Annotated in this window: 17 protein-coding genes; 4 read left to right on the top strand and 13 right to left on the bottom strand. The window is 61.7% G+C overall.

Annotated features, from left to right (window positions below; all coding sequences use genetic code 11):
• Nucleotides 1-418: 418 nt before the first annotated feature.
• The 13 genes from N5J71_RS02800 to N5J71_RS02860 all read right to left on the bottom strand — a co-directional run bounded on the left by N5J71_RS02800 (nucleotide 419) and on the right by N5J71_RS02860 (nucleotide 13,995).
• Nucleotides 419-2,014 carry a flagellar hook-associated protein 3 gene (locus N5J71_RS02800; RefSeq protein WP_279916252.1) on the bottom strand — a complete coding sequence of 532 codons (1,596 nt, stop codon included), beginning with the start codon at nucleotides 2,012-2,014 and terminating at the stop codon, nucleotides 419-421.
• 39 nt (nucleotides 2,015-2,053) lie between these two features.
• Nucleotides 2,054-4,075 (bottom strand): flagellar hook-associated protein FlgK, encoded by a 2,022-nt coding sequence (gene flgK / locus N5J71_RS02805; protein WP_279916253.1) that lies wholly within the window; start codon nucleotides 4,073-4,075, stop codon nucleotides 2,054-2,056.
• A gap of 8 nt (nucleotides 4,076-4,083) precedes the next feature.
• Nucleotides 4,084-5,265: a flagellar assembly peptidoglycan hydrolase FlgJ gene (flgJ, locus tag N5J71_RS02810; protein WP_092376327.1), complete on the bottom strand. Its 1,182-nt coding sequence runs from the start codon at nucleotides 5,263-5,265 to the stop codon at nucleotides 4,084-4,086.
• 7 nt (nucleotides 5,266-5,272) lie between these two features.
• Entirely contained in the window at nucleotides 5,273-6,352 is a 1,080-nt protein-coding gene (locus N5J71_RS02815; RefSeq protein WP_039964736.1) for a flagellar basal body P-ring protein FlgI, read from the bottom strand.
• Between the two features lie 241 nt (nucleotides 6,353-6,593).
• Nucleotides 6,594-7,283, bottom strand: coding sequence for a flagellar basal body L-ring protein FlgH (flgH, locus tag N5J71_RS02820; protein ID WP_003460705.1), 690 nt, complete (start codon nucleotides 7,281-7,283; stop codon nucleotides 6,594-6,596).
• Between the two features lie 50 nt (nucleotides 7,284-7,333).
• On the bottom strand, nucleotides 7,334-8,119 hold the full coding sequence (gene flgG, locus N5J71_RS02825; protein WP_003460701.1) for a flagellar basal-body rod protein FlgG: 786 nt from the start codon (nucleotides 8,117-8,119) through the stop codon (nucleotides 7,334-7,336).
• 33 nt (nucleotides 8,120-8,152) lie between these two features.
• Nucleotides 8,153-8,893, bottom strand: a complete 741-nt coding sequence (locus N5J71_RS02830) for a flagellar basal body rod protein FlgF (RefSeq protein ID WP_003460700.1) — start codon at nucleotides 8,891-8,893, stop codon at nucleotides 8,153-8,155.
• A 155-nt stretch (nucleotides 8,894-9,048) separates the two neighbouring features.
• A complete protein-coding gene (gene flgE, locus N5J71_RS02835; protein ID WP_092376330.1) occupies nucleotides 9,049-10,353 on the bottom strand; it encodes a flagellar hook protein FlgE in 1,305 nt (434 codons plus the stop codon).
• Nucleotides 10,354-10,377: 24 nt separating this feature from the next.
• Nucleotides 10,378-11,067: a flagellar hook assembly protein FlgD gene (locus tag N5J71_RS02840; protein ID WP_092376333.1), complete on the bottom strand. Its 690-nt coding sequence runs from the start codon at nucleotides 11,065-11,067 to the stop codon at nucleotides 10,378-10,380.
• Nucleotides 11,068-11,077: 10 nt separating this feature from the next.
• A complete protein-coding gene (flgC, locus tag N5J71_RS02845) occupies nucleotides 11,078-11,521 on the bottom strand; it encodes a flagellar basal body rod protein FlgC (protein WP_003460696.1) in 444 nt (147 codons plus the stop codon).
• An 11-nt stretch (nucleotides 11,522-11,532) separates the two neighbouring features.
• Complete coding sequence (gene flgB, locus N5J71_RS02850) at nucleotides 11,533-11,940, bottom strand: flagellar basal body rod protein FlgB (protein ID WP_092376336.1); 408 nt, start codon at nucleotides 11,938-11,940, stop codon at nucleotides 11,533-11,535.
• A gap of 251 nt (nucleotides 11,941-12,191) precedes the next feature.
• The gene (gene cheR / locus N5J71_RS02855; protein WP_275544681.1) at nucleotides 12,192-13,019 is read right to left on the bottom strand and encodes a protein-glutamate O-methyltransferase CheR; all 828 of its coding nucleotides are present in this window, start codon (nucleotides 13,017-13,019) and stop codon (nucleotides 12,192-12,194) included.
• Nucleotides 13,020-13,062: 43 nt separating this feature from the next.
• Nucleotides 13,063-13,995, bottom strand: coding sequence for a chemotaxis protein CheV (locus N5J71_RS02860; protein ID WP_090336567.1), 933 nt, complete (start codon nucleotides 13,993-13,995; stop codon nucleotides 13,063-13,065).
• A 77-nt stretch (nucleotides 13,996-14,072) separates the two neighbouring features.
• Between N5J71_RS02860 and flgA the strand changes: the two genes are divergently transcribed.
• The 4 genes from flgA to N5J71_RS02880 all read left to right on the top strand — a co-directional run bounded on the left by flgA (nucleotide 14,073) and on the right by N5J71_RS02880 (nucleotide 16,660).
• On the top strand, nucleotides 14,073-14,831 hold the full coding sequence (gene flgA, locus N5J71_RS02865) for a flagellar basal body P-ring formation chaperone FlgA (protein ID WP_279916254.1): 759 nt from the start codon (nucleotides 14,073-14,075) through the stop codon (nucleotides 14,829-14,831).
• Between the two features lie 135 nt (nucleotides 14,832-14,966).
• Nucleotides 14,967-15,302: a flagellar biosynthesis anti-sigma factor FlgM gene (flgM, locus tag N5J71_RS02870; RefSeq protein WP_143508572.1), complete on the top strand. Its 336-nt coding sequence runs from the start codon at nucleotides 14,967-14,969 to the stop codon at nucleotides 15,300-15,302.
• Between the two features lie 50 nt (nucleotides 15,303-15,352).
• Nucleotides 15,353-15,820: a flagella synthesis protein FlgN gene (locus tag N5J71_RS02875; protein WP_003460689.1), complete on the top strand. Its 468-nt coding sequence runs from the start codon at nucleotides 15,353-15,355 to the stop codon at nucleotides 15,818-15,820.
• A gap of 90 nt (nucleotides 15,821-15,910) precedes the next feature.
• A complete protein-coding gene (locus N5J71_RS02880) occupies nucleotides 15,911-16,660 on the top strand; it encodes a flagellar brake protein (protein WP_090336563.1) in 750 nt (249 codons plus the stop codon).
• The last annotated feature ends 23 nt before the right edge of the window (nucleotides 16,661-16,683 follow it).

Raw genomic sequence — 16,683 nt, forward strand, 5'->3', positions numbered from 1 at the left:
GGGGCGGTCTGGCATGCCGCCCGACCTTTCCCGGATTTCATCCGGGCTACCCGCTTGGCTGAGCATCGTTGCTAATCAGGTTTCTTTATGCCTGAACGAATAGAGCCTCCCTGTAGGAGCGAGCGTCGCGAGCGCAGCTTTTTCGCGAGCAGAGCTCGCTCCTACAATCAGGTCGCCACAGCCGCAATACGGAGGCGGGCATGGATCGGCTGATCAACTGGGCTATCGTCCATAGCATCACCAACCGGCACCTCGATGACTTCGACAACTTCGCCAAAAGTATCGCCAGTCTAACCCTGGATCAGTGAAACAATAGTCCGGGGGGATAATGCCGTGCCCCGGATTACGCCTGCGGTTGACCCAAACACCTGCAGGTCGCCCCCGCCCTTCGCTTCCCACGATACGACCGTACGGACATTCACATCTTGTTGAACAGGCTCAACTGCGAAATCCGCACGAACGATGCCTGCGCCGCCTCCATCTTGGTCATTTGCAGCACCAGTTTGGAGATGGCCTCGGCCATGTCGGTGTCGCGGATCGTGGACTGGCTGCTGGCATTGGCGATCTGCAGGCTTTCGTTCTCGGTGCTGAGGGTGTCGATGACGTTCAGCCGCGCACCGATGGACGCCTGGGTGGCCAGCACCTGGTTCATGCCGTTGTCCAGGTTGCTGATGGCCGAGGCCACGGCCTCGGTCAGCGCCAGTTGCGCGGCAGGGTCGCCGGATACCGGGGTCTTCAGCGCGGCACTGAGGTTGCCGATGGTCTCGAACACGCTCTGGGTTTCCGCCGACTTGCCCTGCACCACGAAGGTATCGCCCGCCGCCGGTGCCGCGCTGATCTGCAGCTCCACGCCGGCGAAGCCGATGGTCTCGGGATAGGTACCCGACAATGAGCCGCTGGCAATCGGCGTGCTGCCCGTCAGCACCGGCTGGGCATAGACCTCGTAATCACTGGCGCTGGTAAAGCGAAGCTGCACGCCGCTGCTGGGAAACTGGGTGGTGTAGGCGGTCGGGTCGACCACGCTGCCGGAAGTCAGTTGCGCGGTGGAGGTGTTGCTGGCGCTGCGCGTGGTGACGATCTCGGTGTCCGCCACGCCGAAGGTGAAGCTGTAGCCGGTCAGCAGGCTGTCCAGGTCACCCTGGCCATCGGCCTCCTGCAGGGCCACATCCAGCTCGAAACTGGCGCCGCGAAAGTTGATTGTGGTGCCGTCAATCGCCGTCGGGTCGAACACCCCGCTGTTGGACGATGCCTCGCTGGTCACATCATTGCCGAGGTTATCGAGGATGCGAAACTGGGTGCTGCTGACCAGTTCCAGGGTATAGGGCTCGCCCGCGCGGAAGGTCTTGTCGTACTGGGTACCATTGTCGACCAGCCCTTGGGACAGGTAGACGCGCTGGCCGTCGGTATTGGGGTCGTTGTCCAGGTTGGACTGGGTGCGGCTGGCATTGGGCACGTTCTCGAAGATGCTCCAGCCGCTGTCGTTGATGGCCAGCGTGCCGGAACCTGAAACCTGCAGATTGAGGCTGGTCTGGTCGCCCTGGTAGCTCACCGAGCCGTCGGGGTTGCGCACGAAGGGCTGCACACCGCTCTTGGAGCCAGCGAAGATGTAGTTGCCGCTGGCGTCCTGGCTGTTCATCAGGTCCAGCAACTGCTCCATGATCTGATCCAGTTCGCTGGCGATCGAGCTGCGATCCTCGTCGGAGAGCGCGCCATTGCCCGCGTGGACGGCCAGTTCACGCGCGTTCTGCAGTACGTTTATCACGGTGTCGAGCAGGGCCACCTGCTGGGTCAGCGAGTTGGTGGCCGTGGTCATGTTGGCGCTGTACTGTTCGAGCTGGGCCTGCTGCTGTTCCAGTTGCAACAGGCGCGCGGCGCCGACCGGATCGTCCGCGGGGGTCTGGATGCGCACGCCACTGGAGATCTGCTGCTGGGTCTTGACGATCTCGGCGTAACCTTTCTGATAGCCGGAGATGCTGGTCTGAAACATCTGCGAGGTGGAGATGCGCGTGCTCATGGGGTCATGCCTCATACGGGCCGCATCAAGGATGCGGCGTCAAAAACTGTTGATCAGGGTATCGAACGTGGTGCGCGCAACTTGAATGATTTGCGCCGCCGCCGTGTAGTACTGCTCGAACTTGATCAGGTTGGCCGCCTCTTCGTCCAGGTTGACCCCGGACAGCGACGACTGGCTGCTGGTCGCCTGGGCCAGGATGGCTTCCGTGGCGGCGGCGTCGAGCTGGGCTTGACTGGTCTTGGCGCCAATGGTTTCGATCAGCGAACTGTAGGAGGTGGTCAGGCTCATGCCGTTGTTGCCATTGACCGCGACGGTCTTGGCCGTCTGCAGTTCCAGCACCGCCAGGGCGTTGCGGTTGTCACCGGTGCCGTCGCCGTTGAAGGCGATGGTCAGGCTGTCGCCCGCCGCCGGGGAACCGGCCAGGGTCATCTCGAAGGCGTATTCGCTGGGCACGCTGGGCGGGTTGGCGGGAACGCTGACCGTCACGACGTTGCTCTGCCCCGGCACGATGCTGCCGCTGCCGATGCTGTTGCCAGCAACGTCGTACAGGGTGTAGCCCTGGGCGCCGCCGCTGGGCGCGTCGTAGACCAGTTTGATCGGCATGCCGTTTTCCAGGCTGCTCTGCATGTCGGCAACGGCGGCGGCGTCGTAGATGTCGATCAGGGTGATCAGGCTCGGCTGGCTGACGCTGCCGCTGCCGACGTTGCCGGTGGTCAGGGTCGCCGCCAGGGGGGCGGCGAAGGCCAGTTGGTTGGAGTCGGTCATGCTCACTTTGATGTCGCCCGCCGCATGGCGGGTCGGCAGGATGGTGAACCGGTCTCCGGCCGCCACGCTGCCGCTGTCGAGTGCCAGGGTGAAGCCATCGATCACCGGCGGCGGCGAATCGGTCAGGTCGTAGCTGCCCATGTCCTTGCCGTCGGACAGGCGCCTGACGCTGTAGCCGGTAGCGCTGGTGAAGGTCACTTCGTAGTCGCTGGTACTGAGCGCGCTGGTGTCGTCGATGTACACGCGCAGGTTGGCGGAGGTATCGCTGTTGCCGGCTTGCCCCAGGCTTCTCTGCTGCTGCAGGGTCAGCTCATTGATGTCGCTGAACAGCATGGCGCCCAATTGGCCATTGAGGTCGAGCCCCTGGCCGAGCTGGCTGTTGACCTGGTCGGCGAGCACCAGCGCCAGGCGTCCGAGGTCGTTGAGGGTGGTGTCGAGCACTTCTTCGCGGTAGCGCAGCAGGCCACCGATCTGTCCTCCCGTGATCGACGAGGTGACGTCTATCGTGAAATTGCCGTTCTGCGTCAGGTGCAGGGCATAGCGCGACGGGTCGTCGGCGCTCGGCACCGCGCTGAGTTGCGCCGCGCTGCCGCCCACCACCAGCGGCTGGCCATTGCCGATGAACAGGTTGTAGCTGCCATCCTGCTCGACCACGGTGACCCCGATCAGCTCGGAAAGCTCTCGCACCGCCTCGTCGCGCTGGTCCAGCAGGTCGTTGGGCGAGGCGCCGGAAGCGGAGGCATTGACGATGGCCTGGTTGTACTGGGCGACACTGGCCGCCAGGCTGTTGACCTGCTGAACCATGCTCGACAACTGCTGGTTGATGTAGCTGTTCTGCTCCGTCAACTGGTTGTAAATCGAGTTGAAGCGCTCACTCAGGGTCTCGGCCTGGGTCAGCAGCAACTGCCGCGACGCCGTATCGGTAGGGCTGGCGGCCGCGGTTTGCAGGGCGGCGAAGAAGTTCTCCATCACCGCGGTGATGCCGGTGGTGCTGTCGGCCAGCAGCGAGTTGACCTGGCTGATCTGGGTCAGGTAGGTCTGCGCATCGCTGTCCAGCGCGGTGGCCGTGCGCACCTGGGTGGTCAGGTAGCCGCTGTAGATACGCCGCACGTCGGTGATCGAGGCGCCACTGCCGAGGTAGGTCGCGCCCAGTTGCTGCGAGTTATTGGAAACCTGCATCGCCTGCTGGCGGGTATAGCCGGGAGTATCGGTATTGGTGATGTTGTTGCCGGTCACGGCCAGCGCGGTCTGGCTCACGCGCAGGCCGGAAACCCCGATTGCGAGAAGATCAGCCATGAGTCACCTCAGAGCGTCCGGGTGGAGGCGCCGTCGGCGCGGGCAATGGTCTGGTAGGTCGCGTCGATCTTGCGGGCGATCTGGCTGATCTTGCGGGCGTACTGCGGATCCGTGGCGTAGCCGGCCGACTGCAGCTTGTTGACGAACCGCTCGGAGTTGCCAGTGGCCGCCAGGGCCTCCTGGTAACGTGGGTTGCTCTGCAGGAAATCGACCAGGTCATGGAAGCTCTGTTTGTACGAGTCGTAGGCCCGGAAGTTGGCCGGCTCACGGACCATTTCGCCCCCGCGGTATTCGCTGGTGATCGCGCGCGCCGAGTCCCCTTGCCACTGCCCGTGGGTCTTGATGCCAAACAGGTTGTGGCTGCTGCCACCATCGCCACGGCGCAGGATCGACTTGCCCCAGCCGGTTTCCAGGGCCGCCTGGGCCACCAGGTAACGCGGCTCGACACCAATGCGCTCGGCGGCCTCGCGGGCCAAGGGCAGCATGGTCTCGACAAACTCCTCCGCGGAGGCGAATGCCGGCGTGCCTTTGGCCAGCGGCGGCTGCTGACGTGCCGGCTGGACCGAGGTGTCCAGCGCTTCAGTGGGCTTGGCGGCCGTGGCCTTGGCCGGCAACCAGTCGCTCCCGCTGGGGGGTTGCGCCCCGGTAGTCGGGACAATGCCCGCCAACAGGCGATCTTCCAGGCGCGGCGGCAGGGACAGCCGGCGCTGGTTGAGCAATGCGGCCTGGGACACCGGAGTGGTAGCGCTGTCGGAGTGACGATCCAGGCGGTTGTGCTCGGCCGCGGCCGGCGCGGCAAGGCTGTTCTCAGGCTGCTCCACGCTATGGCCGAATGGGCTGCGGCGCGGCGCCTCACCGCGCAATCCGCTCATCTGCCGCACCAGCACATCGGACAAACCAATACCGCCGCCCTCACGGGAGAGGTGGATGGCCAATTGCTGGTCGTGCATTTCTTGATAATGGCGCGTGGTATCGCTGTCGAACAGGCTGTCCTTGGCGATCGACTCGTTGGACGAGCGCATGGATTTGAAAATCTGGTTGATGAACAGCGCTTCAAACTCTTGGGCAACCTTACGGATATTGCCTTCGCTGTCGCGCTGCTCTCCGGTTTTCATGCCGGCTAGGCGATTCAGGTCGGTATAGGCGGCAGAATCGCTGGTTTTGCGTGCGCCTGCTGACAATGTATTCATGGCTACCTCAAATCACTATCAGGTCGGCTTGCAAGGCGCCTGCTTGTTTAAGCGCCTCAAGGATGGCCATCAAATCCGAGGGCGCGGCGCCCACCTGATTAACCGCGCGAACAATCTCATCAAGGGTGGTGCCAGGGCCGAATTTGAACATGGGCTTGGCCTCCTCATCGGCATTCACCCGCGAGCGCGGCACCACCGCGGTATCGCCACCGGCCAGGGCGTTGGGCTGACTGACGATAGGGTCTTCGGTAATGGTCACGGTCAGGCTGCCATGGGTCACCGCAGCCGGCTGCACCTTGACGTTCTGGCCGATAACGATGGTCCCGGTGCGCGAGTTGATGATGACCTTGGCCACGGCCTGGCCGGGATTGACTTCGATGTTTTCCAGAATCGACAGGTAATCGACGCGCTGGTTGGGATCGAGCGGCGCGCTGACGCGGATCGAGCCGCCGTCGATGGCCTGGGCCACGCCCGGGCCGAGCAGGTCGTTGATCTGGTCGACGATGTTCTTCGCCGTGGTGAAGTCCGGACGATTGAGGTTCAGCGTCAGGTAGTTGCCCTGGTCGAAACCGCTCGGCACCGGACGCTCCACCGTGGCGCCACCGGGGATACGCCCGGCGGACGGCACGTTGACGGTGATCCGCGAGCCGTCGGCGCCGCCGGCGTCGAAGCCGCCGACCACCAGGTTGCCCTGGGCGATGGCGTAGACGTTGCCGTCGATGCCCTTGAGCGGCGTCATCAGCAGGCTGCCGCCGCGCAGGCTCTTGGCATTGCCGATGGAGGAGATGGTGATGTCGATGGTCTGCCCCGGCTTGGCGAACGGCGGCAGGTCGGCATGCACCGACACCGCGGCGATGTTCTTCAGTTGCACGTTGCCGCCCGTCGGCACCTTGATGCCGAACTGCGCCAGCATGTTGTTGAAGGTCTGTACGGTGAACGGGGTCTGGGTGGTCTGGTCGCCGCTGCCGTTGAGGCCGACCACCAGGCCGTAGCCGATCAACTGGTTGCTGCGCACCCCTTGAATGGACGCCAGATCCTTGAGCCGTTCGGCCTGGGCCTGCTGGCTGATCAGCAGGCAGGCGAGCATGATCGCCAGCAGCAGCCAGTCGTTGGCACCACGGCGGCGCTGGCCGCGATAGGCGCAGGCGAACTGCTGACGGCAGGAGGCCGACTGCGAATGCACAGGTGTCCGTTGTAGGAGCGAGCTCTGCTCGCGAACCCGCAATTCGGTAAAAGCTTCGCGAGCAGAGCTCGCTCCCACAGGCGATCTGGCGGGTTGCACCCGCCCTACGGCGACAGAGGTCATCCAGGTTTTCATGTTCATGTCCTCAGAACGGCCACAGCGGGCTGAGGAAGAATCGGCTCAGCCAACCTGGCTGGCTGGCGTCGGCGAAGGAACCGGTTCCCGAGTAGGTCAACCTGGCGTCGGCGACCCGAGTGGATGAAACGGTGTTGTCGCTGGCGATGTCGTCGGCCCTGATCAGCCCGGCAATCCGCACCATTTCATTGCCGGTATTGAGCGTCAGCCACTTCTCGCCACGCACCACCAGCACGCCGTTGGGCAGCACTTCGGCCACGGTCACGGTGACCGAGCCGGTGAGGCTGTTGCTCTGCGCCGCGCTGGCATCGCCGGCGCTGTCCCGCGAACCGTTGAACTGGGTTCCCAGATCCATCCGGTTTCGCGTCAGCGGGTTGGTGGCCGACACCCCTCCACCGAACAACGAGGTCAGCCCGATATTGGCGGAACTGTCCTTGCTGATGTCGGAGCGGGCCGCCTTGCTCGCCTGGGTGCGCTCCTCCAGGGTGATGGTGATGATGTCGCCGATGCGAAAAGCCTTTCGATCGTCATACAGATTGCTCTCGAAACCGGCCTGGTAGATCGCGCCACTGGTCGCGTTGGCCGGCAGCGGCGTACGCGGCAACACGGGTGCATAATAGGGATCGTCCGCCTTGGGCGCAGGCGCCACGCACCCCCCCAGCAGCAGACAAACCGACGTCAACACAATCAGACCTTTCATCGCACACCTCACATCCAACACTCTGCCCGCCCTAGCGATCCCGATCAGACTCAAAGCGTCTGCGTGATGAACTGCAACATGGAATCGGCCGTGGAAATGACCTTCGAGTTCATTTCGTAGGCGCGCTGTGTCGTGATCATGTTGACCATTTCCTCGACGACACTGACGTTGGAGTTTTCCAGGGTATTTTGCAAAACGGTGCCCAGGCCATTGAGGCCCGGCGTTCCCACTTGCGGAGCGCCACTGGAAGCGGTCTCCAGAAACAGGTTGTTGCCAATCGCCTGCAGGCCGGCCGGATTGATGAAATCGGCGGTCTGCAGGTTGCCGATGATCTGCACCGCGGCGCTGTTGGCGGTGGTCACGGACACCGTGCCATCCTCCCCGACGGTGAAGGTCTGGGTTTCGGCGGGCACGACGATGGCCGGCTCCAGGGCGAAGCCGTTCGACGTGACGATCTGGCCGTCGGAATCGAGGTGATACGTGCCGTCGCGCGAATAGCCGATGGTGCCATCGGGCAGCAGAATCTGGAAAAAACCGCGCCCGTTGATCGCCATGTCCAGTGGCTGGTCGGTGGTCTGCAGGCTGCCCGTGGTGAAGTTCTTCTGGGTACCGACGATCCGTACCCCCGTACCCAGTTGCAGGCCGGACGGCAGCTCGCTGTCCTGGGTCGATTGAGCGCCTGGCTGACGGCGGATCTGGTACAGCAGATCCTGGAACTCGGCCCGGTCGCGCTTGAAGCCGGTGGTCGAAACGTTGGCCAGGTTGTTGGATATCACCGACAGATTCATGTCCTGGGCGGACAAACCGGTCTTGCTGACCCAAAGCGCTGGAAGCATGTCTATCTCCTCGCCCTGCGCGGGCGCTACTCGTTAGCTGATCTGCATGACACGGGCCATGGACTCGGAGCCCTCCTTGGCCGTGTTCATCATCTTGACGTGCAGTTCGAATTGTCTGGACAGGGCGAGAATGGCCGTCATCTCTCCGACGGCGCTCACGTTGCTGCTCTCCAGGAAGCCAGAATGCAGGCGTACGTTGGCATCCGCTTCGAGCAACTGGCCGTCTCTCATATGGATGAGGCCGTCGCGCCCCTTGCGCATCTGCGCGGTATCGGGGTTGACCAGCTTGATGCGGTCGACCTCGGCCAGGACATTCGGCGCTTCGCCCAGGGCGCGAATGCTGATCGTGCCGTCCTGACCGATCTCGACTTTCTCCTCGGGCGGCACGGCGATGGGCCCGGCATTGCCCATGACCGGCAACCCATTGCCGGTGCGCAGCATGCCTAGGGCATCGATCGACAGGCTGGCGGTGCGTACATAAGCCTCGGAGCCATCCGGGGCCTGCACGGCAATCCAGCCATCACCCTCTATCGAAACATCCATATCCCGCCCGGTTTCCTGCAGTACGCCGGGCGTGAAATCCGTAGCGGGCCGCTCGGACATGGCGTAGACCCGCGCCGGATAGCTGTCACCGAAAACCGGCATGGCCCGCGCCTGTTCCAGATCGGCGCGAAACCCGCTGGTGGAAATGTTCGCCAGATTATTGGCATGCGCCTTTTGCGCATAGGTGTTCTGGCTCGCGCCCGACATGGCGACATAAAGCAATTTGTCCACTTCGACCTCCGCCGTGAAAACGACTCTCGGACAGATCAAAGCAAGGCACGTGCCAGGCTAATAATTTTAAGTAAGTTATTGTTTTTAAAAAACAAAAAAGCCCTCCATCACGGAAGGCCCTTTTGACGGCGGCAAGAATATGCCGCCCGCCGCCGTCAGCGGATGTTGATGATCGTCTGGGCGATCGCATTCTCCGTTTCGATGGTCTTGGCATTCGCCTGGTAGTTGCGCTGCGCGATGATCAGGTCGACCAGTTGCGCGGTCAGGTCGACGTTCGAATCCTCCAGCGCACCGGAGACGATCGAGCCCAGCGTACCGGAGCCCGGCGTACCTATCACCGGCTCGCCCGAGGCCAGCGACTGCTTCCAGGCCGTTCCGCCCACCGGCGTCAACCCCTGCATGTTGGCGAAGGTGGCCAGCGCCACCTGGCCAATCAAATTGGCCTGGCCATTGGTATAGGTGGCGAACAGTTGCCCGGTCTCGTCCACCGACAGCCCGGACAACTGACCGGTGGTATAGCCATCCTGCGACAGGCTGTTGACCGCGAAGCGGGTATTGGTCTGGGTCATGTTGCGTAGATCCAGAGTCACCCCCGATGTGCTCGCCGCGGCACCGTTGTCGCCCCAGGTGACCGGATCGGTGGTGGCGTCGGTGATGGTCGCCGGCACCCAGTCGGCCAGCGTGATGGTGCCATCGGCATTGACCGTGAAGTCGCTGGAGGCCGATGCCTGCAGCCTGCCGGAGGTGTCGAACGACAGCGACGCCTGATACGGATCGGTGCTGGCGGGATCACCGGGATTGCGCCCGTCGATCAGCACGTGCATGCTCCACTCGTTGCTCGCCTCCTTGACGAAGTACTGGGTCATGGTGTGCTCATTGCCCTGGGAGTCGTACAGGCTCACCGAGGTCGACCAGTTGAAGGAACCGGAGACCGTGGGGTCGAAGGCGATGGTGGGCACCGTCTCGGACGAGTTGAGCGCCACCCCCTGGGTAACGGTCGAGGTGGCATTCGGCGCCTGGTTGCTGGTGTCGACGGTCAGATTGGTCAGCACGCCATTGACCAGGTTGCCATCGGCGTCCACCCCGTAGCCCATCAGGTTGTTGCCCGAGTTGTCGATGACGTTGCCCTGATTGTCCACCTTGAACGCGCCGGAGCGGGTGTAGAGCTGGGTGCCGCCATCGTTGACGATGAAATAGCCACTGCCATTGACGGCCAGATCCAGGCTGTTGTCGGTGTAGCTGATGTTGCCCTGGGTGTGCTGCTGGGCGATATCCGCCGTAATCACCCCACTGCCGACCGCGTTGCTGCCGGTGCCGAACATGCTGCTGGCATAGAGGTCCGCGAACTCCGCACGCGAATACTTGAAGCCCGTCGTCCCGGTGTTGGCGATGTTGTTGCCCGTTACATCCAGGTGGGTGCTGGCCGCCTTCAACCCACTGAGCGCCGTATTGAACGTCATGTCTTATCTCCCGATGCCTGTTGATTACTGGCCGACGCTGATGACTTTGGATAGCGCGACATTTCCGGCACCCGCCAGGTTCAGCGTCATGTCGCCGCCCCCGATGCCGAGCGTCACGCTGTTGACCGTTGCCGGCAGATAGGTTTCCAGCGCGGTGGACGTGCCACCCAGCGACGCGGAGGCCGAGAATTTGTAGGTGCCCGCGGGCAGCAGTTGGCCGCTCTCATCGGTGCCGTCCCAGGTGAAGTCCACCAGGCCAGCGCTGCTTTGATTATCCAGCGGTATGCTTTTGACCAGGCTGCCCGCCTCGTCGTAAACCCTCACCGAGACGTTGTCGGCCGCCGTTGGAACCACCAGCGTGCCGGTCAGCCCCGAAACACCATCCACCTGGGTGCTGCTGGCGGAAACCATCACGCTGCGCCCCACCAGGGAAGAGGCTTGCAAAGCCTGCGACGATTGATAGCTGCCCAGCAGCGAGTCCATCGAAGCGGAGATATTGGTCAGACTTTCCAGGCTGCTGAACTGCGCAAGCTGAGCCACGAACTCGCTGTTGTCCTGCGGATCCAGCGGGTTCTGGTTGTTCAACTGGGTCACCAGCAGCATCAGAAAGTCATCCTTGCCCAGGCTGGAGTAGCTGGATTCGTTGGTGTTGCTGGTCGAGGTGCCGGAGTATGTCGACAGCACGCTGCTGGAAACAGTCTCTGTGGTGCTCATGGCTATGTCCTTACTGACCCAGGGTCAGAACCTTCTGCAGCATGGTCTTGGCGGTATTCATCATTTCCGCATTGGTTTGAAAGGCTCTACTGGCCGAAATCATGTCCGCCATTTCCTCGACCACATTGACGTTCGGATAGAACACGTACCCATCCGCATTCGCTGCCGGATGACTGGGCTCGTAGCGCATGTCGAGATTGCTCTGATCCTCGACGATGCCGAGCACCTGCACCCCACTCCCCGCCTCGTCCTGCTCGGCGAACAGCGAACCACTACCACTGTTCTGCGACTGCTGGAACACGGTGGCGAACACCGGATGACGGGCACGGTAGGTCTGCTCGATACTCGAAGAGACAGACTCCGCGTTGGCGATATTGCTGGCCACGGTATTGAGGCGAGTGCTCTGCGCGCTCATGCCGGTTCCGGCGATGCTGAAAACACTGGCAAGGGACATGGTCGCGCTCCTTATTCGCCGCGCAGGGCGGCGGTGAGACCTTTGAACTTGCTATTGAGGAAGGTGAAACTGGCCTGGAAATGCACGGCATTCTCGGCATAGTTGGACTGCTCGATCTGCAGATCCACGGTGTTCTGATCCAGCGACGGCTGCATCGGAATACGGTAGGGCATCTCAGCCTCACCAGTGATCACACCATCGGCAGGAATATGGCGGCTATCGGTGCGGTTCAGGGAAACGCCACCGCGCTGCATGCGATTGCTTTGCTCAGCCAGGACACTGGCGAAGTCCAGATCACGAGCCTTGTAATTCGGCGTATCGGCGTTGGCGATATTGTTGGCCAGCACCTCAGCGCGCTGGGCGCGGAAACCGAGTGCCTGTTCGTGGATGCCGAGTGCCCTGCCGAAGTTGATGCTCATGTCTGCAACCTTTGCCGCTGGGGCTGTCTGGTCTTTCCTGGCAGACATTCAGCAAAGGCTGTGCCAATTTATTTAAACCAATAAATTCAATAACTTGAATAAGTTCAGGCAGGCCAATAACGGCAAGGCGGCAAGACCTTACCGCCTGCTGGCAAGCAAGCGGCAAAGCCGACCGGGCAGATTGCCGCCCTACGACAAGAAACGCGAACGGGAGGCCGTGGCCTCCCGTGCGCGAAGCAGGCACGGCGTGCCTACTTGGCCTTGTAGATGATCCCCGGGCTGCACTGCACCATCTGGTACTTCTCGGGCAACCCGTTGAGCGCCTCGGAGGCCCCCAGGAACAGATAGCCGCCTGGCTTGAGGGTGGCATGGATACGCGTGAGGATGTCCTTCTTCACCTCGGCCGAGAAGTAGATCAGCACGTTGCGGCAGAACACGATGTCGAACTTGCCCAGCGCCGCATAACTGTCGAGCAGGTTCAGTGGCCGAAACTCGACGCGGCTCTTGATCGGCGCCTTGACCTGCCAGCGCCCCGGCCCCCTGGAATCGAAATAACGCTGCAGACGCTCCTGCGACAGACCGCGGCCCATGGCCAGGCTGTCGTACTCGCCGGACTTGCAGTTGCTCAGCATCGACGGAGACAGATCGGTGGCGACGATCTGCACACCCGCCTTGAGCTGGCCGAGGTTGGTACGCTCGAACTCGTCGATGGTCATCGACAGCGAATAGGGCTCCTGCCCGGACGAACAGGCCGCCGACCAGATGCGCAGACGCTGGGCCGGGTAGGCCTTGATCAGCTCCGGCAGCACCCGGCTCTTGAGCACCTCGAACGGATAGGTGTCGCGAAACCACAGGGTCTCGTTGGTGGTCATGGCATCCACCACCTGCTCGCGCAGCCCTCCGCGCGGCTGGCTTTGCATGCGCTGCACCAGTTCGCCCAGGGTCTTGATGCCATTCTGCTCCATCAGTTTGTTCAGACGACTGGAGACCAGATACTGCTTGTTGCTACCCAGCAGAATACCGCAGGCCTTTTCCAGGAAAGTCCGGAACTGCTCGAAATCCAAATTACCTGAAGACACTAGTGCCGCCTCACCAACCATAACGTTCACCAAGGTTTGTCCCTCAGCCCCCATCCGCTACCCGAATGCGCTCGACCACCCGCGCCGCCAGATCATCCGGCTTGAACTTGGCGAGGAAATCGTCGGCGCCGACCTTCTTCACCATCGCCTGGTTGAACACACCGGAAAGCGAAGTATGCAGGAGGATATGCAGCTTCTGCATGCGCGGATCGCTACGAATCTCCGTGGTCAGCGTATATCCGTCCATCTCGGGCATCTCGATGTCGGAAATCAGCATCAGCAGTTCCTTGTCGGGATTATGCCCCTCGTCGGCCATTTTCTTGAGGTAATTGAGTGCCTCGCGGCCATCGTTCAGCGCCGTCACCTCGACGCCAACGGTCTGCAGGCAGCGCAAAACCTGTTTGCGCGCCACCGAGGAGTCATCGACGATCAGCACATGCTTGGTCACCGCCTGACTCTGCACCTGATCATCGATGACGCCAGCGGAGATCACTTCCGAGGTCGGCGCGACTTCGGCAAGAATCTTCTCGACATCGATGATCTCGACCAACTGCTGGTCGAGCCGCGTGACTGCTGTCAGGTAGTGATCGCGTCCGGTGCCCTTGGGTGGCGGATGGATCTCCTCCCAGTTCATGTTGACGATACGTTCGACCGAGCGCACCAGAAAACCCTGAACCTTGGTGTTGTACTCGGTGATGATCACGAAGCTGGTCTTCAGATCTTCCAGCGCGGCACGGCCGGTAGCGATGGAAAGATCGAGAATCGGGATGGTGCCCCCGCGAATGTTGGCCACCCCCCGCACCACCGGACTTGATTTGGGCATGATGGTGAGTTTCGGGCATTGCAGCACCTCTTTCACCTTGAATACGTTGATACCGTAAAGCTGTGGGCCTTCCAGGCGAAACAGCAACAACTCCAAGCGGTTCTGTCCCACCAACTGAGTGCGCTGGTTAACCGAATCCATCAACCCGGCCATGCCCGGACTCCTTCTTGTCTAGTAACGCCTACCCCGTTGAGCCTAGCAGGCGGCACGGGGCTTGCTTTGCATTGCTTATGAAGCAGAGAACGTCATCATTCCGTCAGCTACTAGCAAAGTGCCTTGCCCCTTTGCCCGTTTTACTCGCTTTGCCGACACTCGGCTACAGCGCTACGGCGGCTGCCACCTTCACCAGCACTGAACAACTTATCGGCGCCACCGAGGCCTTTCTTGAGCAGGCGACCACTGAATATCTACAGCGTAGCGAAATTCAGGGCCGCCATGAGATTCGCGTCAACCGTCTCGACCCACGGTTACGCCTGCCTCTGTGCGATCAGCCGCTGACCACCACGCTGGAAAGCCCGGCGCAGCCGCTGGGCCGCGTCACCACGCGCGTGCGTTGCGACGGCAGCGCCCCCTGGACCGTATTCGTGCCGGCTGAAGTGCGGTTGTATCGACCAGTCGTCGTACTGACTCGCCCGCTCAAGCGCATGAGCGTAGTCAAAGCTACGGATTTGAGCCTGGTGGAACGCGATATCGGGCAACTGGGTCAGAACTTCCTGACCGACCCGACGCAGGCAATCGGCAAGAAATTGACACGACAACTCGGTAGTGACCAGATTCTTCTTTCGACTCATCTGCAAATAGCCGAGGTCATTCGGCGCGGCGACCAGGTGGTGATCAGCGCTCGCGGCGCTAGCGTGAGTGTCCGTATGCCCGGCGAAGCCCTGACCGATGGCGCTCCAGGCGAACAGATCAACGTGCGTAACCTGCGTTCGCAGCGAGTCGTTCGAGCCCGCGTTGTCGGGCCTGGTCAAGTGGAAGTACCCATGTAGGCATGTTTCTTGTAGCGCAAAGACGTGGCGATTCCCTACACTGTTCAACGACGCGATGAAATTAATCCTAAAGTTTTCCCGGCAGCAGCCGAGAAGCATGGCAAGCGTCCACCATATCGTCCGAGGTTCTGCATCATGGTCATCGACTTCAACCGGCTGAACAATGCCAATACGCCCGCCAATGCGGGACGTACCGGCGCGACTCAGGCTGGCAATCGCAATGAGTCGGCACAGCCGAACCAGACGCCTGTCACCGGTAACGATGAACAGACCAACGCCAAGAGCGGCGAATCGGTGCAACTGAGCCGTGAGGCACAACAGTTGCAAGCAATCGGCGAGAAGCTGCGTGATCAGCCCATCGTCAACAAGGAGCGTGTGGCCCAGTTGAAACAGGCCATCGCTGATGGCAGCTATCAGGTCGACAGCAAACGCGTCGCCCAGAAACTGCTCGACTTCGAATCCCAGCGCTAGTCTCAGGGCTGCGCTGGGGGTGTTGGACGCCCGACCCCCAAGAGCCCGCCATGAACGACACAGCCTTGCTTGACCTCTTCACCAACGATATCGGCACCGCCGAGCAATTGCTTGAGCTGATCGATAACGAATTCCAGGCCCTCACCGAACGCGACCTGCCGCGCCTCGACAGCCTGCTCAGTGAAAAACAACCTCTGCTTGCCCTGCTTCAACAGCACGGCAACGAGCGCAGCCGTCTGCTGCAAAACGCCGGTCTGAGTGCAGATCGCGAAGGGCTCACTGCGCTGGCGAGCAAGTCCTCCGTAGGTGATCAGTTGCTGGTACGCAGTGAGGAGCTGTCCGCTCTCCTGCAGCGCTGCCAGGAGGCCAATCTACGCAATGGGCGTTTGATTCGCGCCAACCAGGCCTCGGTCGGCAGCGTCCTTGGTATTCTGCGCGGCGCAGAGACACCCGGCCTCTATGACAGCCGCGGCGGTGCCGCTAGAATCGCGCAGCAAAGACCGCTCAGCCAGGCCTGAGCCATCCCCCAACAAAAAGCACAGGGACATGCAGGCACTCTGCCAGTATGCTAGTGCCGTTATAGCTCATGAACCGGAGAGTTCCGTCCTGTGTCCAGCGCGTTCAACGACGAGAGCGGTCCTCAGCCGCCCAAGGTGCTCAAGACATCCGTCGAGATCATTGCCATCCTGCGTCAACTGCAACAGAACCATGACCCCCTGATCATTCAGTTCAAGGGGCGCGACCTGCGCTTCCAAAGCTACCTGGTTGAAATCGATAAAGACCGTGCTCGCGTGGCACTGGACGAAATCATCCCCAACGATGGTGAGCGTTTTCTCAAGCAGGGTGAAACCTTCAACATAGAAGCGTTTCGCGACGGGGTACGCGTCGCCTGGACCTGTGATCATGACGTGCAGCTCGGCGAGCTCGAGGGAGCCCCCTGCTACTGGGCGCCGCTACCCAGTGAGGTAATCTATCACCAGCGCCGCAGCGCCTTTCGCGCACAATTGAAACAAAGCGATCTGGTCAAGGTTGTACTCAATGGTGACAAACTGCGCGAGTCGCTGCCAGGCCATCTGCTGGACATCTCGGCCACCGGCTGCAAACTGCGTTTCGCCGGCAACCTCAGCCAGCAATTGAGCAATGGCCAGGTACACGAGCGACTCACCGCCTATCTGCCCTTCGGCAACATGACCTGCGCCGTGGAGTTACGTCACGTGCAATACGAGGACAAGGTCGACATGACGTTCGTCGGCACTCGTTTTCATCGCTTGAACGGCCTTGAGCAACGTCAGGTCGAGCGCTTCGTCTATCAGCTGCAACGCGAGGCGCGTCGCACCGAGAGCGACGGCCCCTTCTGAGCCCACCCCCTCCATTCGCGCAA

The organism is Ectopseudomonas oleovorans, from assembly GCF_029845265.1.
GTDB lineage: Bacteria > Pseudomonadota > Gammaproteobacteria > Pseudomonadales > Pseudomonadaceae > Aquipseudomonas > Aquipseudomonas oleovorans.